Below are 20,971 nucleotides of genomic sequence, written 5' to 3' on the forward strand. Positions count from 1 at the left end.
AATATAGTATTTGCAAGATTTATATCATTATTTAAGCAATGCTGATAAAATATATTAAACGGATGCATAAAATGTATATTCAGTGTTATTGAAATACATATAAAATAAATATAATATATATTTAACAAAAAACCTTGATTCCAATAAGCATCATATAATTAACCAACTACAATATGATAGCCTAACAGAATCAAGGTACAAATAAAATTGTCTATATATAATTAATTTTGATTTTTTATTCAAGTTATTATTCGTTTTTATTCAAGAAGTTTCTTAATGCTCCAATCATTCCTGCATCATTTTTTAGCTTTGCAAATCTTAGCTGAGTGCCATTGTATATTGCTTCAGGAAGATATTTTTTCATTGATTTCTCTAATCTTGGTCTAAAATACTCCTCTTGAGCCATTATACCTCCTCCAAGAATAACTATTCCTGGATTGAATGTAAAGCATAGATTTGAGATACCTATTGCTAAATTTTCAATCATTTCATCTACTGCTTTTATGTAAATTTCGTTTCCCTTTTCTATTTCTTCAAAAACAATTTTTCCATTAAGTGATTCCTTAGGCAATCCCAATTCTCTTTCTAGCTTTGATGTCATGGCATATGATGACGCTATATCCTCAAATCTTCCACCAGGAATCTGAGTTTTTCCAATTTCACCAGCACACATTGTATTACCTGTTATCAGCTTTCCATTTTTTATTAGGCAAGCGCCTATACCAGTTCCAACAGTAAGCATTGAAACTAATTCTACATCAGAATCACTACCAAGCCAAAGCTCTCCCAATCCGGCACAATTAACGTCATTTTCAATTTCGCAGAGTAATCCAGTTTCACCTTCGACTTTTTCTTTTATCTTCATACCAGTGAAGTTTGGTATAAGGTGCTCGTCAGCGAACAAAACGCTGCCGTTTTTTGAATCTATCATACCAGCACATGATATACCTATTCCGCTCAATGTATATTCTTTTTTTAGCTCATTGGTGATTTCTACTATTTTGCTGATTATTCCAGGTCCACCAATCTTTCTTGCCTCTGAGCTAATTGAGAATTTTTTTAGGATTGATCCGTCTTGATCAAGAATTCCGTATTTAATGCCTGTTCCGCCGATATCGAAACTAATATAATTTTTCATATGTCTAATCCCCCTCGATATTTAATTATCATTATGGCAAGTATATTACCATATTATTGAGTTAAATGCAAAGTCTAATTTTTTGATATTTCTTTTTATAACGTTAGAAGCCTTTTAAATGCTAAACTTGAAAATATTTTCAGAAAAAATTAAAAAAATATTTAAAATTATCTTGCAACCGTTTCGGAAGTATGGTATTATGAGACTACAAAGCGAAACCGGTTGAGTGAATTTTTCGAAACCGGTTGAGTTTGGGAAATTAGCGAATCTTTTTATGGAGGATATTTGAGTTATGAAGGAAGGAAGACATGTTACAATAAAAATGGTAGCTGACAAAGCCGGAGTATCAAAGTCTACCGTATCTAGAGCTATTGGAAATTATCCAGATATAAGTGATAAAACCAAGGAAAAAATTTTCAGTGTGATGAAAGAATTGAATTATTATCCAAGTGCCATTGCCAGAAGCTTGGCAAACAGGATTTCAAAAAATGTGGGCTTAGTATTGCCAGCTGATGACGATTTTTTTCTGAATCCTTTTTTTCAGGAAAGCCTGAGGATAATATCAAAAACAGCGAGTTCAAGAGGGTATGATGTGTTGATCGCATACAATGGCGACAACGAAACTCGTTCTGTTGAAAGATTGGTAAAAGCAAATAAGGTTGACGGAGTAATCATGATGAGGTCAGTAGTTCAAGATCCTACCATTGAGTATCTAAGAGATAGCAATTTTCCATTTGTATTGATTGGGAAATCTATTGATTACAGCAGTGTTCATTCTGTGGATACAGATAACGTTGACGCCTGCAAAACATTGACGAAGAAGCTGATTGATTCTGGTTGTAAAAAGATTGCATTTATAGGTGGAGACAAGAATTCCGTAGTTACAATAGATAGATTTAATGGCTATGTGAAAACGATTGAGGAAAACGGTATGAAACTCAATAAAGACTTGATTCAGGAAAACGAATTTAGCAGCATGAATGGGTATAGATCTATTGAAAAAATATTGAAAAATGATTCTAGTATCGATGGAATAGTGATAACAGATGCTTTGATTTTCAGTGGTGTTATGGATTATATCAATAATCATAAATCCTATGAAACTGGAGAATCATCAATAAAAATAAAGGTGATTGGAACTTTTGGAACAGGAAATTTTCAACAAAATCCCGACATTGAAATAATAAATGTCGATGTTGATTCAAAAATACTTGGTGAGAAAAGCTGCAATACTTTGATAGATTTACTTGAAGGAAAAGATGTCGAAATGACACAAATAGTTGATTACAAAATAAGTAATATAAATTAATAATTTGTTCTTGGTATGAACAGCAAATAATGTGGAGGTGTTTTTATGAAGTTTAAAAAGGTTTTAAGCTTGGCAGCATGTGGTGTTATAGCATCATCGTTGTTAGCTGGTTGTGGAAGTAAGTCAGGATCTGGCTCTAGCAGTAATGGCAAGCAGGTTGAAGTGGATATATTCCAGTTCAAAGTGGAATTTAAGGATCAGTTCACTAAGCTGGCTGATGAATATATGAAAGAGCATCCAGATGTTAAAATCAACATAACAACTGTTGGTGGTGGTGGCGATTACGGTGCCGCTCTTAAGTCAAAGTTCTCATCAGGAAAAGAACCGACTATATTTAATATAGGTGGACCACAGGACGTTAAGGATTGGCAGACAAAGCTAGAAGATTTGAGTTCAGAACCATTGGTTAAGGAAGCTCTTCCAACAACTCTTGATGGTGTGACTGTAGACAAGAAGGTTTATGGATTACCATTTAACCAGGAAGGCTATGGATTCATTTACAACAAGGCAGTATTTGAAAAAGCTGGTATAAAGCCAGAAGAAATAACAACTTATGCGAAGTTGATGGAAGCAGTAAAGACTCTTGATTCTAAGAAGGCAGATCTTGGTTTAGATGCAGTATTTGCTTTACCAGCAAAAGAAGACTGGGTAACAGGACTTCACTTGTCAAACATCTTTATTTCTCCAGAATTTGATGGAAGTATATTAAAGACTTTTGAAGCAAAGAATGTAGAATTTAAATATGCAAAGCAGTTTAAAGATGTATTAGATATGCAAAACAAATATTCTGTACAGCCAACAGTGAGCTTGGATTACTCTCAGCAGGTAGAAAAGCTGTTCTCAACAGGTAAGGTTGCGTTAATTCAGCAGGGTAACTGGGCATTTAATTCAATCGAACAGGTTGATCCAGAATTGGCTAAGAATATAGGTTTACTTCCAATACCAGTGGAAGGTGTAGCTGAAGGTAAGTTGGCAGTTGGTGTTCCAATGTACTGGGCTGTAAACAACAGCAAGGACGATGCTACAAAGAAAGCTGCAAAAGATTTCTTAAATTGGATGTACACATCTGAAAAAGGTAAAGAATATGTTATAAAAGAATTCAAGTTTATACCTGCATACAATGGATATGATGTTTCTAAGATATCAGATCCACTATCAAAGGATGTTTATTCTTATGCAAAAGATGGAAAGACTATAAACTGGGTATTTATGGGTTATCCATCAAGTTGGGGTCAGAAAACTCTTGGAACAGATATTCAGAAATATGTAACTGGAGAATCTAGCTTTGAAGATATAATCAAACATTCAAAAGATGTATGGGCTCAGGAAAGAAAATAGTAAAACAAAATAAAATTTGATTAATAAGGTGCTGTCTGAGTTGATTTTCAACAGGACAGCGCCTTTTGTACTTTTGTTGAGGCGGATGTCTCAATTGAGGAGGACGTTATGGGTAAAAAGTTAAAGCAAAACGGGCTATTCTTTTGGTTATTCATTGCTCCGGTTGTTGTTGCTCTATTCATGGTCGTAATAATACCATTATTCTATGGTATTTATTACTCATTTACAACATGGGATGGTATTAATCCGGCAGAATTCAATGGAATAGAAAACTATATTAAATTAATGGGAGATGAAGGTTTTAGAAATGCATTGATATTCACTACAAAGTTTGCAGTGGTATCGATTATATTGATTAATGTATTGGGGTTGGGGCTTGCCTTGTTGGTTACTCAAAAGCTTAAGGGCAGCAACGTGCTTAGAACGATATTCTTTATGCCAAATCTAATCGGTGGATTAATTCTTGGGTTTATTTGGCAGTTCATTTTTATTTCCGGTTTCGATGCATTGGGATCTGCAATCGGAGTTGAGGCTTTAAGAGGTTGGCTATCAACTACTAGAACTGGATTCTGGGGATTGGTTATTCTAACTGCTTGGCAGATGTCAGGATATATAATGATTATTTATATAGCACACCTTGAAAGTATTCCAGAGGATTTGATAGAAGCTGCCCAAATAGATGGAGCAAATATTGTTCAGAGGTTCAGACATATAATATTCCCTCTAGTTGCGCCAGCATTTACAGTAAGTATGTTTTTGACTCTTTCAAACTCATTTAAGCTGTATGACCAAAACTTGTCTTTGACAGGTGGAGCTCCGTTCAACTCAACTCAGATGGTTGCGATGAACATATACAATACTGCGTTTTTGGAAAACAAAATGGCATACGCACAGAGTAAGGCCGTTGTTTTCTTCATAATTGTAGCAGTAATTTCATTAACACAGGTTTACTACAATAAGAAGAGGGAGGTTGAAATGTAATGAATAGCACTAAAGGTAAAAAAGTAATATTAGGCTTAGTTGGAACTATTCTTGGTTTGGTATGGCTTGCACCATTTTATATGATGATTGCAAATTCATTGAAGACAAAGAAAGAAATATTTCAGTCACCTCTAAGACCGTCAGAAGGCTTTAATGTTGAAAACTATGCACAGGCAGCAGAAAATCTTAATTTTGGGCAGACCTTTGTAAACTCATTACTAATAACTGTTGTCAGTGTTGTTATAATAATAATATTCTCTTCTATGGCAGCATATGCGTTGTCTAGGGTGAAATCAAAGGTTAGTACAGTTATATTTTTCGTTTTCGTTGCTGCGATGCTAATTCCATTCCAAGCAGTAATGATTCCGTTGGTTTCTTTCTTTGGAAAGCTAGGTATGCTTAACAGACCGGGTATAGTGTTCTTGTATTTAGGCTTTGGATCGAGCTTGTCGATTTTCCTATATCATGGAACAATAAATACTCTTCCAAAATCACTTGACGAAGCGGCGATAATAGATGGGTGTAATAGATTCCAAGTATTTTGGTATATCATATTCCCAATATTGAAGCCTATAACTGTTACTGTAGCCATACTAAATACAATTTGGATATGGAATGACTATTTGCTTCCATCGTTGGTAATAAATCAACCAGGTATGGAAACAATACCATTAAAGATGTTCTTCTTCTTTGGTGAGTATACAAAACAATGGCATTTGGCGTTGGCAGGTCTTACAATAGCTATTATTCCTGTAATAATATTCTACTTTGTAGCTCAGAAGCACATTATAAAGGGAATAACTGCAGGTTCAGTGAAATAATGGTTTTGTAATTTCAAAAAGTCTTTGCCTTTGTTTTCAGAAAACGTAGAGATAGAAGTGATTATTAAAAGTATAGAAAAATATCTACACTGAGGTAGGAGGCGTTATGAAATTCAAATATGATGAATTTAAGATAATAGAAGAAAGTTTGGATATAGAAAATTTAAGACTATCTGAAAGCATTATGTCAATCGGTAATGAGTATATGGGTATGAGAGGAAACTTTGAAGAAAAATACTCTGGGGATTCTCATAGAGGTACTTATATCGGTGGAGTTTGGTTTCCGGACAAAACAAGAGTAGGATGGTGGAAAAACGGATATCCCGAATATTTCGGAAAAATGATAAATTCACCAAATTTTATCGGGATAAACGTGAAGATAAATGGAAAAGATTTAGATTTACATGAAGAATCTATAGAGTCTTTTTATAGAGAGCTGGATATGAAAAAAGGAGTTCTCGTAAGAAGCTTTGTAATCAATAGAGAAGGAAATAGACTGCAGATAGATGTAAAGAGGTTTGTAAGTATTGAAACGAAAGAAGTTTGTGCTATCAAATACGATATTAAGTCACTGAACGGAGATGTTACAGTTGAGTTTGAACCATATATTGATGCAGATGTATACAATGAAGATTCCAATTATGATGAGAAGTTTTGGAATGTGATTGATAGAAATGTTGACGACAATCAAGGCTATGTGATTTCAAAGACTGCTGAGAATGACTTCAAGGTAGACAGATTTACAGTGTGCAACTATATGACTGTCAACACTTCCTTTGAAAAAAGCTCAGAGTCAAAGGATGATTTTAGAATAGGTATTAAATACTCAGGTCATCTAAAGGAAGGCTCTAGTGTTTCTCTTGAAAAGATTGTTTCTGTAACGACTTCAAGAGATTACGAGGAATGTGATTTGGTTGAGAACGCCAAGAAAATATCTGTAGAATCAGCCCAAAAAGGGTTTGATAATCTTTTGGAGAATAATGCTAAAAAGTGGGAAGAAAGATGGAATATGTCTGATGTCGTTATAAAGAATAACACAAAGCTACAGCAGGGAATCAGATATAATATTTTCCAACTGTTTTCGACATACTATGGAAAAGATTTCAGATTGAATGTTGGACCAAAAGGGTTTACAGGCGAGAAGTATGGTGGTGCGACGTATTGGGATACTGAAGCGTATATCGTTCCAATGTATTTATCGATTGCACCTCAAGAGGTTACAAAAAATCTGTTGATATACAGATACAATCAATTGAACCAGGCTTATCACAATGCCAGACAGCAAGGTCTAGACGGGGCATTGTATCCGATGGTTACATTTACTGGTGTTGAGTGTCACAATGAATGGGAAATAACCTTTGAAGAAATCCATAGAAATGGAGCCATAGCTTATGCGATTTACAACTATGTAAATTACACTGGTGACTACAGTTACATCGATGAATATGGAATAGATGTACTAGTTGGAATAAGTAGATTTTGGGCAGATAGAGTTCATTACAACAAGAGAAAAGATTTGTACATGATGCACGGTGTTACGGGTCCAAATGAATATGAAAATAACATAAATAACAATTGGTATACTAACACGATTGCAAAGTGGACTTTAGAATATACGATTTCGATGATGAAAAAAATAAGCAGTCATCAGATGGCTGAGAAGCTTGAAAAACTGAAGGTTACCCTTGATGAGGTCAATAGATGGCAAGATATTATTGATAAAATGTATCTGCCATATGATGAAGAGTTAGACGTATTTGTTCAGCATGATACATTTTTAGATAAGGATTTAAAAAGGGTTGAAGATCTAGATCCTTCAAATCTTCCTCTAAATCAAAATTGGTCTTGGGACAAGATATTGAGATCTTGTTTTATTAAACAGGCCGATGTATTACAAGGTATATATTTATTCAACGATAGATATACAATTGAACAGAAAAAGAAAAACTATGAGTTTTATGAACCTATGACTGTTCACGAATCAAGCTTATCAGCATGTATTCACTCTATCCTGGCTTGTGAAATAGGCTTGGTGGATAAGGCTGTGGGAATGTATGAGAGAACTTCAAGACTAGACCTAGATAACTACAATAACGATACTGAGGATGGATTACATATTACGAGTATGTCTGGTAGTTGGTTGTCTATTGTTCAAGGCTTTGCTGGGATGAGGATATATGATGAAGAGTTGTCATTTAACCCTCTTGTTCCAAAGGATTGGGATGGATACAGTTTCAATATTAATTATAGAGGAAGACTAATAAACTTAGAAACTACAAAAAATGAAATTATACTAAGGTTAAAATCAGGTGATCCTATTACAATAAAAGTGTATGGTGAAGCACATGATTTAAAGGAAGCAATAAGTATAAATTTGAAGTAGAAAGGTAATTTGATAATGGAGTGGTGGAAAAAATCGGTAGTTTACCAGGTGTATCCAAGAAGCTTTAAGGATACAGATGGAGATGGAATTGGTGATATAAAAGGAGTAACTGAAAAGCTAGATTACCTAAAGGATTTGGGAATTGATGTGATATGGTTAAGTCCAGTGTTTGAATCACCACAAGACGATAATGGATATGACATAAGTGATTATAGAAAAATTTGGAGTACTTTTGGTACGAATGAAGATATGTATGAGCTGATAGAAGAGGCTCACAACAGAGATATAAAAATCGTGATGGATTTGGTTGCAAACCACAGTAGTGATGAGCATGATTGGTTTGTTGAAAGTAAAAAATCAAAGGATAATCCATATAGAGATTATTATTTCTGGAGAGATGAACCTAACAATTGGGGGTCTTTTTTCAGCGGATCAGCGTGGGAGTATGATGAAAATACTGAGCAGTATTATTTACACCTATTTACGAAGAAACAGCCCGATTTGAATTGGGAGAATCCAAAGGTTAGACAAGAGGTTTGGGATTTGATGAAATTTTGGATGGATAAGGGTGTAGATGGATGGAGATTGGACGTTATCAGTTCTATATCCAAGCATACGGATTTTCCTGATTATGATGAAAAATATGGCAAATATCCGATTGGAGATTTTCACACAAATGGACCTAGACTTCACGAATATCTTCAGGAAATGAATAGAGAAGTTCTGTCAAAATATGACTGTATGACCGTTGGTGAAGCACCGGGATCTACTCCTGAAAATGCGTTGCTATTCTGTGGAAATGACAGAAACGAATTAAATATGATTTTTACTTTCGACCATATGAGTTTGGATTTGGTGCCAAATAGCCATTTAGGAAAGTGGGAAGTAAAGGATCTAGATTTGATAGAATTAAAGGACAATCTTAACACATGGCAAAATGGTCTGCATCGTAAAGGATGGAACAGTCTATATTTCGAAAATCATGACCAGCCTAGAATAGTATCCAGATGGGGAAACGATGATAAATATAGAGTAGAAAGTGCGAAGATGTTTGCAACTATACTTCATATGATGCAGGGAACACCATATATATATCAGGGCGAAGAAATAGGTATGATTAATGCCAAGTTCGAAATAGAGGAATACGATGACGTTGAGATAAGAAATGCATACAAGGATCTTGTACTGGATAGAAAAATGGTGGAAAAAGACAAGTTTATGGAAGCTGTTTACAGAATTGGTAGAGATAATGCAAGAACTCCAATGCAATGGAGCTCTGATGATAATGCTGGATTTACGACTGGAAAGCCTTGGTTGAAATTGAATCCAAGCTACAAGGAAATCAACGTGGCTTCTGCATTAAATGATGAGAACTCGGTGTTTTATCACTATAAAGAGCTGATAAAAATAAGGCATGAAGATGACGTGGTTACCTTGGCAGATTTTAGGTTAGTGGATAGAGAGAATAAATCTGTATTTGCGTATGAGAGAAGACTTGATGATAAATCTATTCTCGTAGTGGCTAATTTTTATGAGGATGATGTAGATTTTGAATTGGCTGGAGAGTATAGGCTTGATGAATACAGTGTACTACTGTCTAACTACAAAGAATTTGAAAAAGAAGGTAATAAAATAAAATTAAAGCCTTTTGAAGCGATAGTATTGAAAAACTATTAAAAATAATATATGTTAGTTATGGAGAGAAGAAATGATTAAAGGAGTAATTTTTGATTTAGACGGAGTAATAACCGATACAGCTAAATTTCACTATATTGCATGGAAGAATTTGGCATCAGAATTAGGAATTGAAATTGATGAAAAATTCAATGAAACGTTAAAAGGCATACCAAGATTAGATTCATTAATAAAAATACTTGAATATGGTGGAGTCAGACAGAAATACTCTGATACAGATATAGATTCTCTTGCAGATAAAAAAAATGAAGAGTATAAGCTTCTTTTGGAAGAGCTGAGTAAGGATGATATCTTGCCAGGAATTGAGGAGTTTATCGACGAACTTAGATCGAATAATATTAAAATAGGATTGGCTTCAGTATCTAAAAATGCGCCGACCATACTGAAAAAATTGGAATTGATTGAAAAAATTGATTTTATTGCCGATCCTTCAAAGGTTGCAAAGGGCAAGCCTGCTCCAGATATTTTTATTGAAGCGGCTAGAGGTATCGGGTTGGAAATAGAAAATACAGTCGGAATAGAAGATGCAGAGTCTGGTGTGAAAGCAATGAGAGCTTGCAATATGAGAAGTGTGGGTATTGGCGTCGAGGCTGATTTAACTTTGAAGGGTACTTCAGAGTTAAGTTTAGAAGTTATTAGTATGTTGGATAAATAAGCGAGGTGCGAAATATGGCAAAGGTACAATTAAAGGATATATGTAAATCATACGACAACGGATTTAATGCCGTAAAGAATGTAAATATAGATATTGAGGACAAAGAATTTATAGTCTTGGTAGGTCCATCAGGTTGTGGTAAATCTACAACATTGAGAATGATCGCAGGGCTGGAAAGTATAACGAGTGGAGAGCTTAGCATCGACGGAAAGATAGTAAACGATGTAGAGCCAAAGGATAGAGATATAGCCATGGTTTTCCAAAACTATGCACTATACCCTCATATGACAGTGTATGACAATATGTCTTTTGCACTGAAATTGAGAAAGATGGATAAAGCTGAAATAGATAAGAAGGTACAAGCGGCTGCCAAAATCCTACAGCTAGAAAACTTATTGGATAGAAAACCAAAAGCACTTTCAGGTGGACAGAGACAGAGAGTTGCACTAGGAAGATCAATAGTGAGAAATCCAAAGGTATTTTTGATGGATGAACCACTTTCAAATCTAGATGCCAAGCTTAGAACTGAAATGAGAGCCCAGATATCAAAGCTTCATAAGGATTTGGGAGCGACATTTATCTATGTAACTCACGATCAGGTTGAAGCTATGACAATGGGTGATAGAATAGTCGTAATGAAAGACGGAATTGTGCAACAGATAAATCAACCAAAGGTTCTATATGATAATCCAGCAAATAAATTCGTTGCCGGATTTATAGGAAGTCCACAGATGAATTTTATTGAAGTTGATTTGATGGAGAAGGATGGACAAACTGTTGCCAAAGTAAGCGGCAAGGATGTTGAGTTCTTAGTTCCAGGAGGAAAGGCTGCATACCTAAAAGAAAAAGGCTATATAGGTAAAAAGGTAACTCTTGGAGTAAGACCAGAAGATATACATAAAGAAAAAGTATTTTTAGATATGTCACCAGAAAGCGCATTTGATGCAAAGGTAGTAATCAGAGAGCTAATGGGTTCTGAAATATTCGCATACCTAGATTTTGTAGGTAATGAGCTAATAGCTAAGTTTGATGGTAGAAATGACGTATCTCCAGGAGATGAATTACGCTTGGCACTAGATATGAATAGAGTACATTTCTTTGATATTGAAACAGAAGAAAGCATATTATTTACTAAATAGTTGTTCATACATAGGAAAAATAGAGTATAAATTCATTGTTTAGTGAGAGTATGTAAAAATATGTAGATATAAATAAGTCCCTCCTATGTTAATATAACTACCATAGGAGGGAGTATATCACTTGCAGTAGCAGCTAAAACTAAGATGGGAGTGAAAAAGTAAATGATATCTATTTTTTGCTTTATAATAGCATTGATACTTTTGATTTCAAGTTTTATACAATACAAGACTAAAAATATATCATTGGTTTCTGGATACAATAAAAGTAATACGGAAAATTTCTCGCAAGAATTAATAAATAAAATATGTAACACAACAGCTTGGGTTTTAGCTTCAAATGGATTAAGCATATTTATTTCAGCTATTTTTATGTTGATCGATGAAAGTTCTAGCGAAGGTTTATTATTCTTTTCTATGATAGCTTATCTAATAGTAACGGTTTTGATTTCGTTAATATTTAACAATAATCATAGAAAAGAAAGTGATTTATCAGAAAAATACTATGTTAATATGTATGCAAGCAATATTGTATTATACTTAGTATGTATTTTATTAAGTATAATAGCAACAAATGGGTATAAAAATATACTCGATATTAATATTATAGGTTTGGGAAATATTGAGACTTTGCATCTAAATAGATATGTATTGATTTCAATAATAGCTTTTATTGTAAGTATTGATTCTACTATAGTCAATTATATTATATCATTTAAGACACATACAGAGAGCACTATAAGAAAAATATCTATTATTTTATTAAATGTTTGCATAGTATCTATAATATGTTTTCTAATATTATAGATAACAGTTTATCATCATATTAGTTAATTAATGATTTATACTCTATTTAATTAGACAAAATTGTATATATTATACCATTTTTGTAATAATATTTTTTGCTTTACCAAAAAATAAAATTAAAAAAAACAGGTCGACATACATAGGGTTAGTCGACTTGTTTCATCATTCTCTTTAAAATATCGAGTTTCAGTTTTTTCATAGTAATATCAATATTTGCTATTACAACTACAAGTTCAATAGAGTTATCAACCTCATTCCACTTATATGAGTTTGAACATTGTATTGTATATTTTGGGAAATATTTTAAAAAGTCTTTTGTAAGATTTTCAGCATAGCCAAAGTATTCGTTCACCGAATCCTCGTCATCCCAATCAAATACTGTGTCAAGGTTGATTTTATTCATAGGCAATGACAGCTTAAAGCTCATCACATCTTCTCTTTTTGTAGCCTTTGTCAAATCAGAAATCACATGAAAATCTGATTCAGATTCTATTTTTTTTCTGATTTCATCACTGTCAATCAGGTCATCTCTAAATAGTACGTACATTTTTCTCTCCGATATATAAATAAAAAGTCAATAAAGTGGCGCGCCTAGTAGGATTTGAACCCACAACTCACAGATCCGAAGTCTGCAGCTCTATCCAGTTGAGCTATAGGCGCATAAATTATAGCAATATTATATCATAAAAAGACAAAATATTGCTATAAAATAAATAAAGAAAATAGACTACACTAATTTTTTAATCATATGATATCTTGCGATGGATGTTGGTCTGATATCTTCTCTTTATCAATATATACAAAATAACCTCTATAAAAATGTATATGCCACTACATATTACAGCCAATCCAGTGTAGGAGGTCAATGTATAGCTGTTGATTAAAATTACAAATATCAATGACACTGCGAATGAAGTTACGAAAGGCAAAATAAATATCCATCTCAACGTACTTGCCAAAATATCGTCTAATTCCTCTCTTTTTAATCCCATTTTCATCATTATGCCGTATTTTTTGACATCCTCATCTATTGAAGAATTTAGCCTAGAATAGAGAATACTCGCTATTCCAATTAAAAACGACACACATAGGATGCTACCGACATATGAAATTAATTTTCTTGTAAGATTTTCGATGTTGTATAATTCGTAGTATGAAATCAAAGTCTCTTTTTTCTGGTCAAATCCCACCTCATTTTTTAATTTATCAAAATCCTTAGTTTTGATAACCTTTTGTTTTTTCTGTTCAAAGGCATATATCTTATCTTTAACTAGGAGTTTGGAGATTTCGGGGTATTCTTTATCGGAAACGACTGTGATACTTGTAAAGTATCCCGACAAAGCTATTACTCTCTTATCTGAACCTTTTTCTTTGTCGATGTTATGATTGACCAATATATCTCGCACTTTATCAAATAAAACAGGATTGTCTTTACCGTTAACTCCAACCAAGAAATACTCATTATCTGAAAGGCTTATTTTATCTCTTTTTAGAAAATCAGAAATAGAGTTGTACATGGTGTTTGATAGAATAATATGTCTTTCTGTTCTAACTGTGCTTTTTAGCATCGAATACGATACTGTAAGTTTTTTAAAATTGTCTGTTTCCTCTAGCTTTTTTGCGATTATTTGCTCCCTTTTATCCTTATATTCTTCTGACTTATTCTCCCAATTTGCATACATATATGAGTATGGAATGACCTTTTTTGTATCCTTGTCAGCATTGATGGGTGCTCCAATAATATATATAAAAGATGTTAGAATTATACAGAATAATATTGTGGCACCAGTCATTGTTTTGATATTGGAATTTATCTTATATTTAAAGCTACTAATCTTTATCAGATTATTTTTTTTGTAAATATTTCCATTTTTTTTCAATACGAAATGGTAAACAGTGAAGATAAGATAGAAAACAAAGTAAAATATACTTATAAAAGATAATAGCTCCAGTATATAAATGAATGAAAAGTACGCCTCTATAATATGGAAATATATAGTAGGGGGCAAAATAATTATTAGTGCTACCATAGAATGTAAGAAATAATTCTTTTCGGCAATCTCCTTTTTCTTTAGTAGGTCTAACACATTTTTTTTTCTTAAAATTATTGGTGAAATTAATGATATAGCCAAGAATAATCCGCCCATCATCACAAGCGTTCGTATCAACGCTATAATCGGAAGATAAAAGCTTAGCTCCAATCCCTCTATCAAGGTTTGTGCAATCATCAAAAATAATTTTGAAAATATAATCCCCATAACTATTCCAATAGATAATGCGAATGCCGAAATTATGATATTTTCAAGAAAAATCAACCTATTAAATTGTCTTTTGCTCGTTCCTATAATATTTAGGATTGCAAATTGCCTACTTCTATTTCTCAAAAAGTTACCAACTGAATACAAAGTTAGAACAAACGAGAATATCATAGATATTATATTTGCCAAAAATAATATAATCCCTATTGAGGCGCTATCTTCCACAATTTTTAATGCTGGATGATTCGCCAATGTCGAGAATAGAAAGAATATTAGCACAGAAAATACGCAACTTAAAAAATGGTATAAATATGTCTTAAAATCTCTTTTTATATTGTTATATGCAAAGCTAAATAATGTCAATTTCATCACCTCCAAGCAAGCTCATAGTGTTTAATATTTCCCTTTGATAAGCTCTTTTGTCGCCTTTATCGATTATTTGCTGATATATGCTTCCATCCTTTATTATGTATGTTCTATCTGATGAAGCTGCTATATTTGGGTCATGAGTTACCATAATGATTGTAACCTTTAGAGAATCATTTAGCTTTTTAAAAAGTCTCATAACATCCTTTGCTGATTTGGAATCTAAATTACCAGTGGGCTCATCTGCAAGCAAAATTGACGGATTGTTTATCACGGCTCTTGCTATGGCGACTCTCTGTGACTGTCCTCCTGAAATTTCGTATGTTCTTTTATTCAGGATGTGATCTATTCCCAGAAATTTGCTAATATTTTCTAGCTTTTTGTTCATTTCTTTCAATGGTATATTGCTCAGAGTAAGAGGAAGAATAATATTTTCTCCAACGGTTAGTGTGTTAATCAAGTTAAATTGCTGAAATACAAACCCCAGCTCCGTTCTTCTAAATGCTGATAACTGATTATCGTTCATTTTGTATGGATTTTTTCCTGCTATTAAAACACTTCCACCAGAAGGTTTGTCAATGGTTGATATGGTATTAAGAAATGTGCTTTTTCCACTTCCACTAGGACCCATTATGGCTATAAATTCGCCCTCATATACCTCCATGTTAATGTCTTTTAATGCCCTGAATGACACTGTGCTCTTGTATGTTTTTTCTAAATTTGAAACCTTTAATATCATATTTTCACTCCTTATTTAGTATTAGTTTATTATAAAAGTTAGGAAAATCTATTTCCTTGTATAACTATCTCTAACTATATTCTAGCAAGTGTGGGCTAAAATAAAAATCCGTAAATATTACTCAAACTTACATTTTTGTAATGTTTACGGATTACGAAAGCTAATTATAAAATTTAATCGTTATACACGTTCCTTTGTTTACTTTGGATTTTATGTCTAAATCATGTCCGAGATAGTCGGATATTCTCTTTACTATATACAGACCTATCCCACTTGAATCAGCATTATTTCTACCATTTTTACCAACATAAAATAACTCAAAAACATTTTTTAAATCTGCATTTTCTATACCAATGCCTTCATCGATTATAGACAACTGTACTTCATTTTCTATTTTTATTGCCTTTATTGTCACCGTCTGTCCATAGTAGCTGTACTTAATAGCATTTGTAAGCAGTTGATGAATCATCAGCTTTAACCATTTGGAATCGGTGTACACATAGATACTATCATCAATATCAAGCTTTGGATAGATATGCGATGCTATAAAATAGTCTTTTAAAGAATTGATGTTATCCTTACAAATGTTGATTAATAGGATTTTTTCAGATACAAAATCACTTTTGAAATCCTCCAATCTATAGATGTCGACTATCTGATTTAAATTATATTGAATTGTGTCGAGATTTCTTTTTATCTTTTTATAGTCATCAAGTCCTCTATGATTTTCACAAATTAATTTTAACACAGACAACGGCGTTTTCATTTGATGGATAAATCTATAGATCATTATCTTTTGTAATTTTCTATCATGTTTTATTTCCGTTTCCCTATTGCCATTATTGAGTATAAATTCATTAATCATCAAATTGTAGATTTTTTCCAGTGTGCTTCTTGGCTCCCGTATCCAATAATCATCTATAATCTCACTCTTTAGAAGGAATTTATCATATACTCTAATATTTTTATAATATCTAATAGATAAATGTATAATCATCATAGAAAACACTAAGAAGCTGAAGTAAAAAATTTCTCCGATCCAGATGCCCTTTATATAAAACAAGGCTCCAAAAAAAAGCACATGAGTTAAAAGAATAGTTAAGAGAAGCGGAACATTATCTATGATAAATATTTTGAATGCTTTTTTATTTCTCATATTCCACCTTGTATCCCATACCTCTTACAGTAACTACCTTTAATTTAGAATTCAAAACCGTGAGCTTCTTTCGAACTCTACTAACAGTAACATTTAGAGTGTTTTCTTCAACAAATAGATCGCTATCCCAGATTTCTGATAGTATTTTTTCTCTATCAACCACATTTGGATAATTGTCAAATAGCACTCCTATCAGTATTGCTTCATTTTTTGCTAAATCGACTTGTTTATCTCTGCATATCAATGTAAATCTTGATTTGTTGAATGTACAATCTCCACAGTCGGACCTACTTTCGTTGTTTGCATATTCCCCGTATGTTCTTCTAAGCTGAGAGTTTATTTTTGCAAGTAGCAAGTCATAAGAAAATGGTTTTGTGATATAGTCGTCTCCTCCACTCATTATTGCTCTAACCTGATCATAATCTTCTGTTCTAGCAGATGTAAATATGATTGGCACTTTCGATATTTTTCGGATTTCACCGCACCAGTAGAATCCGTCATAATATGGTATGTTGATATCTAATAAAACTAGGTTTGGATTACAATCCTCGATAAATCCATTTACATTTTTAAAATCATCACAAATAAAAACCTCGAAATCGTATCTTGTAAGGTGCTCGCTTACAATGTTTGCTAAATCTGAATCATCTTCAATAATACATATTTTATATGTCATAATTACCTCCCATAGTTTTTAGAGATTTGTACACTCTACTTTTTTACGCTATTGTTAACAACGATTATAGCACAGTGATTCAATCAATTCAATCGATTATAATTCAAACACCAGTATTTCAATGACTATAAAGGGATATCACAGAATATTATTTTTGATGCTCGAGAAACAGATAAATTTTATTAAATATAATTACCTTTAGTTATTGATACTAGTGTGTATATGGAATATAATAAAGTTGTCACATAATTTTTTGGGAGGTTTATATTATGAGAGAAAAGGTTTTAGAAAGATTTTTGAATTATGTATCAATTGATACCGAGTCAGATCCAAACTCAGAATGCTGTCCATCCACACAAAAGCAGTTTGATTTGGCGAATGTTTTAAAGGAAGAGCTAGAAGAGCTAGGATTGGTTGATATTTCACTGGATGAAAAATGCTACTTAATGGCAAAGCTACCTGCTAATGTTGAAGGAATTAGTCCTATTGGATTTATTTCACATATGGACACAAGTCCTGATATAACAGGTAAAAATGTAAGACCGAGAATAATTGAAAATTATGATGGAAAAGATATTGTCCTTAATGAAGAAAAGGGAATTGTCACTACTGTAGAGGATTATCCGGAAATTCAAGAATTTAAAGGTCAGACAATAATAGTAACAGATGGAAATACTTTATTAGGTGCTGATGACAAGGCTGGTATAGCTGAAATACTAACAGGTATTGAATATCTAGTAAAACACCCTGAAATTAAGCACGGAGATATTATGGTTGGATTCACTCCAGATGAAGAAATCGGAAGAGGTGCCGACTTTTTTGATGTTGAGAAGTTCGGAGCAAAGTATGCGTATACATTTGATGGCGGCGAAATGGGCGAACTGGAATATGAAAACTTTAATGCGGCTGCAGCGACTGTAAAAATTCAAGGAAGAAACGTACATCCGGGATTTGCAAAGGACAAAATGATAAACTCTATGTATATAGCTTCTGAAATAATGAGTGCTTTTCCTGTGTGCGAAAGACCTGAAACAACTGAAGGCTATGAAGGCTTTTACCATTTAAATACAATGGAAGGCAATGTTGAAGAAACTGTAATGAATTATATTATTCGTGATCATAATATGGACATTTTCAACAAGAGAAAAGAGTTTTTTGAAAAAACGATAGAAGTAATATCTAAAAAGTACAATGGAAGAGTATCTGTTGAAATAGTTGATAGCTACTACAATATGAGAGAAATAGTTGAAAAGAATATGTTTGTAGTAGATATAGCTGTCGATTCTATGAAGGATATTGGAGTTGAACCAAAGGTCATTCCTATTAGAGGAGGTACTGATGGTGCAAGATTGTCATTTATGGGACTACCTTGTCCAAATCTTTTTGCCGGTGGAATAAATTTCCATGGAAGAAACGAGCTTGTAAGCGTGGAAGCATTGGAAGCAGGAGCGAAGCTATTAGTTAGAATTGCAGAAAAATACGCAGAGCTAAAGCTGTAATTTTTATGAAAATGAGTTATTTGGGGAGCCATTATGGTATCCCCATTTATTTTAATGATAAATTTGATAGTGCAGTACAATAGGTTAAAAAATAGTTTATTATTTTATTGTCGTTTCGTTTGTTTTCTTTATTGGGTAGTGGTATACTATTCATTAAGATTATAAAGAAAGGTTATTATTATATATGAGTAAAAAAGTGCAAATGAATTTATTTTGTATATTAACTATTTTGTTTTGGGCAATTGCCTTTCCTCTTTCAAAGGTTGCTTTACAGTATTTCTCCACAAATTCCTTAGGATTTTTAAGAGTTTGTATTGCTTCTGTGGCACTTCTAATAATAAACAAATTGAATGGCGGAGGAGTACCCAAGAAAAAGGATTTGGGATGGTTTTTATTATCGGGTGCGTGCGGTTTTGGAATTTATCTGTTCACATTTAATAGAGGTATGCTGACATTAACATCTGCATCATCTAGTATTGTGATTGCGATAACACCTGTTTTAACTGCAGTTGCGGCACACTATCTTTACGGTGAAAGAATAAATGTGATCGGATGGACGACACTGATAACAGCTTTTATTGGAGTGGCAATAATGATGCTATGGGATGGCGTGCTATCCATAAATCCCGGTATATTTTGGACACTGGGAGCAGCAGTAGTATTCTGTGCGTACAATATTCTTAATAGAAAGCTGTCGAAAATGGGATATAAGGCTACGGAAATAGTTACATATAGTATGATTTCGTCAATATTGGTGCTGTCTCCTTTTTCTGTTCAAGGTATAAGAGAACTTTCAAATGTCAGCCCATATTATCTGGCTGTATTGTTTACTATGGGTATTTTGAGCAGTGCGTTAGCGTATTTCTTTTGGAGCAAGGCTCTTAGCATGACTGAAAATACCAGCGATGTGACTAATTATGGATTTTTAACACCATTCGTCGCCACCTTGATGGGATCTCTGATATTGTCAGAAGTTCCTAGCTTGGGAACTGTTATAGGTGGAAGTGTTATAATTGTAAGCATAGTAATATTTAGTAAAAAAGGCAAGGTGAAATCTTGACAAAGTATTGAAATACCTATATAATGTAATGGTATTTTATCGATACAGAGTTTTCTTGTCACCTACTTAAAAAACAAGGGTTTAATAAACAATGTTTATTATCTGCGTTCTCATTTTGGTGAGGGCGCAGTTTTTTAATGATGAGAAAATATTTGTTGCATGGTAATAACAAATATATAAAATCATTAGGAGGATTAGTTTTATGAAATTTAGTTTTGATAGCAGTTCGATTGCCAAACAGGCGATGGTAGCGGCTCTTTATGCAGTTTTAACTTGGGCAATACCGTCACTATCATATGGTCCAATTCAGTTTAGAGTATCTGAAATTATGACCTTATTGGCATTTTACAATCCACAGTATGTAATTGGATTGACTGTTGGATGTGCAATAGCCAATTTGTTTTCTTCTCTAGGCGCAATAGATATATTCGTTGGAACATTGGCATCGTTTTTGGCTTTATTTGCAATGAGCAAAATTAAAAATATTTGGATTGCATCGCTGATGCCAGCCTTATCAGCAATTATAATTGGAGCAGAAATAGTGTTGGTTTCTCCAGAGCCAGTTTCATACTTTTTAATTACTGGACAGATTATGATATCGGAGCTGATAATAGTTACTGGATGTGGTGTTGTGTTATTTAAAATACTAGAGAAAAATAAGCAATTCAGTAGAGTCGTACTTGAAGCATAATATATTTTTGTTTGAGTATTTAATTATAATGTAGTATGATTAAAAATTTATAGCGTAGTATTATATCTAAGTATATGATACAAAAATAAGGAAGGACAGTGTGTTATTTCAATGGATAATACATTGTCCTTTATAATTTTATAGGGACGTGTCCCAGTTGAGCTCGCAAAGCGTGCGAAACAATAAACCACCCGCTATGCGGGTGCGCGACAGATGTTATACAAAAAAATCACCATTCCATAGTATAATTGAATTGTTCAAGC

The 20,971-nt window shown here is 33.2% G+C and carries 18 protein-coding genes and 1 tRNA gene; 12 read left to right on the top strand and 7 right to left on the bottom strand.

The genetic code is table 11. From position 1 onward, the window contains the following. Positions 1–247 precede the first annotated feature (247 nt). Positions 248–1,138, bottom strand: a complete 891-nt coding sequence (locus FYJ71_RS08610; RefSeq protein ID WP_154538458.1) for an ROK family protein — start codon at positions 1,136–1,138, stop codon at positions 248–250. Positions 1,139–1,430: 292 nt separating this feature from the next. Between FYJ71_RS08610 and FYJ71_RS08615 the strand changes: the two genes are divergently transcribed. The 9 genes from FYJ71_RS08615 (at position 1,431) to FYJ71_RS08655 (ending at position 12,263) form a co-directional block, all read left to right on the top strand. Continuing rightward, positions 1,431–2,447, top strand: coding sequence for a LacI family DNA-binding transcriptional regulator (locus FYJ71_RS08615; RefSeq protein ID WP_154538459.1), 1,017 nt, complete (start codon positions 1,431–1,433; stop codon positions 2,445–2,447). Positions 2,448–2,492: 45 nt separating this feature from the next. After that, positions 2,493–3,785, top strand: a complete 1,293-nt coding sequence (locus FYJ71_RS08620) for an ABC transporter substrate-binding protein (protein ID WP_154538460.1) — start codon at positions 2,493–2,495, stop codon at positions 3,783–3,785. Positions 3,786–3,893: 108 nt separating this feature from the next. After that, positions 3,894–4,766: a carbohydrate ABC transporter permease gene (locus tag FYJ71_RS08625; RefSeq protein ID WP_154538461.1), complete on the top strand. Its 873-nt coding sequence runs from the start codon at positions 3,894–3,896 to the stop codon at positions 4,764–4,766. Next, positions 4,766–5,587: a carbohydrate ABC transporter permease gene (locus FYJ71_RS08630; RefSeq protein WP_154538462.1), complete on the top strand. Its 822-nt coding sequence runs from the start codon at positions 4,766–4,768 to the stop codon at positions 5,585–5,587. The genes FYJ71_RS08625 and FYJ71_RS08630 overlap by 1 nt, the downstream gene beginning before the upstream one ends. Before the next feature lie 106 nt (positions 5,588–5,693). Next, positions 5,694–7,970 (top strand): glycoside hydrolase family 65 protein, encoded by a 2,277-nt coding sequence (locus FYJ71_RS08635; protein ID WP_154538463.1) that lies wholly within the window; start codon positions 5,694–5,696, stop codon positions 7,968–7,970. 15 nt (positions 7,971–7,985) lie between these two features. After that, positions 7,986–9,647 (top strand): glycoside hydrolase family 13 protein, encoded by a 1,662-nt coding sequence (locus tag FYJ71_RS08640; RefSeq protein WP_154538464.1) that lies wholly within the window; start codon positions 7,986–7,988, stop codon positions 9,645–9,647. Between the two features lie 31 nt (positions 9,648–9,678). Continuing rightward, positions 9,679–10,320 carry a beta-phosphoglucomutase gene (pgmB, locus tag FYJ71_RS08645; protein ID WP_154538465.1) on the top strand — a complete coding sequence of 214 codons (642 nt, stop codon included), beginning with the start codon at positions 9,679–9,681 and terminating at the stop codon, positions 10,318–10,320. 14 nt (positions 10,321–10,334) lie between these two features. Further along, the gene (locus FYJ71_RS08650; protein WP_154538466.1) at positions 10,335–11,459 is read left to right on the top strand and encodes an ABC transporter ATP-binding protein; all 1,125 of its coding nucleotides are present in this window, start codon (positions 10,335–10,337) and stop codon (positions 11,457–11,459) included. Positions 11,460–11,621: 162 nt separating this feature from the next. Continuing rightward, positions 11,622–12,263 carry a DUF3784 domain-containing protein gene (locus FYJ71_RS08655; RefSeq protein ID WP_154538467.1) on the top strand — a complete coding sequence of 214 codons (642 nt, stop codon included), beginning with the start codon at positions 11,622–11,624 and terminating at the stop codon, positions 12,261–12,263. 145 nt (positions 12,264–12,408) lie between these two features. On the opposite strand, the gene FYJ71_RS08660 is transcribed toward FYJ71_RS08655, so the two are convergent. The 6 genes from FYJ71_RS08660 to FYJ71_RS08685 form a co-directional block, all read right to left on the bottom strand. Next, entirely contained in the window at positions 12,409–12,810 is a 402-nt protein-coding gene (locus FYJ71_RS08660) for a hypothetical protein (RefSeq protein WP_154538468.1), read from the bottom strand. Positions 12,811–12,846: 36 nt separating this feature from the next. Beyond that, positions 12,847–12,923: transfer RNA gene (locus tag FYJ71_RS08665), tRNA-Arg, on the bottom strand. A gap of 80 nt (positions 12,924–13,003) precedes the next feature. Further along, positions 13,004–14,884, bottom strand: coding sequence for an FtsX-like permease family protein (locus tag FYJ71_RS08670; protein WP_154538486.1), 1,881 nt, complete (start codon positions 14,882–14,884; stop codon positions 13,004–13,006). Next, positions 14,871–15,626 carry an ABC transporter ATP-binding protein gene (locus FYJ71_RS08675; protein ID WP_154538469.1) on the bottom strand — a complete coding sequence of 252 codons (756 nt, stop codon included), beginning with the start codon at positions 15,624–15,626 and terminating at the stop codon, positions 14,871–14,873. The genes FYJ71_RS08670 and FYJ71_RS08675 overlap by 14 nt, the downstream gene beginning before the upstream one ends. A 160-nt stretch (positions 15,627–15,786) precedes the next feature. After that, positions 15,787–16,491, bottom strand: a complete 705-nt coding sequence (locus tag FYJ71_RS08680) for a sensor histidine kinase (protein ID WP_235899111.1) — start codon at positions 16,489–16,491, stop codon at positions 15,787–15,789. A 280-nt stretch (positions 16,492–16,771) separates the two neighbouring features. After that, a complete protein-coding gene (locus tag FYJ71_RS08685) occupies positions 16,772–17,458 on the bottom strand; it encodes a response regulator transcription factor (protein ID WP_154538471.1) in 687 nt (228 codons plus the stop codon). Positions 17,459–17,727: 269 nt separating this feature from the next. Here FYJ71_RS08685 and pepT point away from each other — a divergent pair, with 269 nt between their 5' ends. From pepT to FYJ71_RS08700, 3 genes are all read left to right on the top strand, one after another. Continuing rightward, entirely contained in the window at positions 17,728–18,957 is a 1,230-nt protein-coding gene (gene pepT, locus FYJ71_RS08690) for a peptidase T (protein ID WP_154538472.1), read from the top strand. A gap of 202 nt (positions 18,958–19,159) precedes the next feature. Further along, positions 19,160–20,017: a DMT family transporter gene (locus FYJ71_RS08695; protein WP_235899112.1), complete on the top strand. Its 858-nt coding sequence runs from the start codon at positions 19,160–19,162 to the stop codon at positions 20,015–20,017. 202 nt (positions 20,018–20,219) lie between these two features. Next, positions 20,220–20,708, top strand: a complete 489-nt coding sequence (locus tag FYJ71_RS08700) for a QueT transporter family protein (protein WP_154538474.1) — start codon at positions 20,220–20,222, stop codon at positions 20,706–20,708. Positions 20,709–20,971 lie beyond the last annotated feature (263 nt).

The organism is Peptostreptococcus porci (assembly GCF_009695815.1).
Taxonomy (GTDB): domain Bacteria; phylum Bacillota; class Clostridia; order Peptostreptococcales; family Peptostreptococcaceae; genus Peptostreptococcus; species Peptostreptococcus porci.

Bases quoted from the DNA above. Each gene is read 5' to 3' on its own strand.
- FYJ71_RS08650 (WP_154538466.1), top strand. From the start codon at position 10,335: ATGGCAAAGGTACAATTAAAGGATATATGTAAATCATACGACAACGGA.
- FYJ71_RS08610 (WP_154538458.1), bottom strand. From the start codon at position 1,138: ATGAAAAATTATATTAGTTTCGATATCGGCGGAACAGGCATTAAATAC.
- FYJ71_RS08630 (WP_154538462.1), top strand. From the start codon at position 4,766: ATGAATAGCACTAAAGGTAAAAAAGTAATATTAGGCTTAGTTGGAACT.
- FYJ71_RS08615 (WP_154538459.1), top strand. From the start codon at position 1,431: ATGAAGGAAGGAAGACATGTTACAATAAAAATGGTAGCTGACAAAGCC.
- FYJ71_RS08680 (WP_235899111.1), bottom strand. From the start codon at position 16,491: ATGATTAATGAATTTATACTCAATAATGGCAATAGGGAAACGGAAATA.
- FYJ71_RS08685 (WP_154538471.1), bottom strand. From the start codon at position 17,458: ATGACATATAAAATATGTATTATTGAAGATGATTCAGATTTAGCAAAC.
- pgmB (WP_154538465.1), top strand. From the start codon at position 9,679: ATGATTAAAGGAGTAATTTTTGATTTAGACGGAGTAATAACCGATACA.
- FYJ71_RS08635 (WP_154538463.1), top strand. From the start codon at position 5,694: ATGAAATTCAAATATGATGAATTTAAGATAATAGAAGAAAGTTTGGAT.
- FYJ71_RS08695 (WP_235899112.1), top strand. From the start codon at position 19,160: ATGAATTTATTTTGTATATTAACTATTTTGTTTTGGGCAATTGCCTTT.
- FYJ71_RS08620 (WP_154538460.1), top strand. From the start codon at position 2,493: ATGAAGTTTAAAAAGGTTTTAAGCTTGGCAGCATGTGGTGTTATAGCA.
- FYJ71_RS08640 (WP_154538464.1), top strand. From the start codon at position 7,986: ATGGAGTGGTGGAAAAAATCGGTAGTTTACCAGGTGTATCCAAGAAGC.
- FYJ71_RS08625 (WP_154538461.1), top strand. From the start codon at position 3,894: ATGGGTAAAAAGTTAAAGCAAAACGGGCTATTCTTTTGGTTATTCATT.
- FYJ71_RS08675 (WP_154538469.1), bottom strand. From the start codon at position 15,626: ATGATATTAAAGGTTTCAAATTTAGAAAAAACATACAAGAGCACAGTG.
- FYJ71_RS08660 (WP_154538468.1), bottom strand. From the start codon at position 12,810: ATGTACGTACTATTTAGAGATGACCTGATTGACAGTGATGAAATCAGA.
- pepT (WP_154538472.1), top strand. From the start codon at position 17,728: ATGAGAGAAAAGGTTTTAGAAAGATTTTTGAATTATGTATCAATTGAT.
- FYJ71_RS08655 (WP_154538467.1), top strand. From the start codon at position 11,622: ATGATATCTATTTTTTGCTTTATAATAGCATTGATACTTTTGATTTCA.
- FYJ71_RS08700 (WP_154538474.1), top strand. From the start codon at position 20,220: ATGAAATTTAGTTTTGATAGCAGTTCGATTGCCAAACAGGCGATGGTA.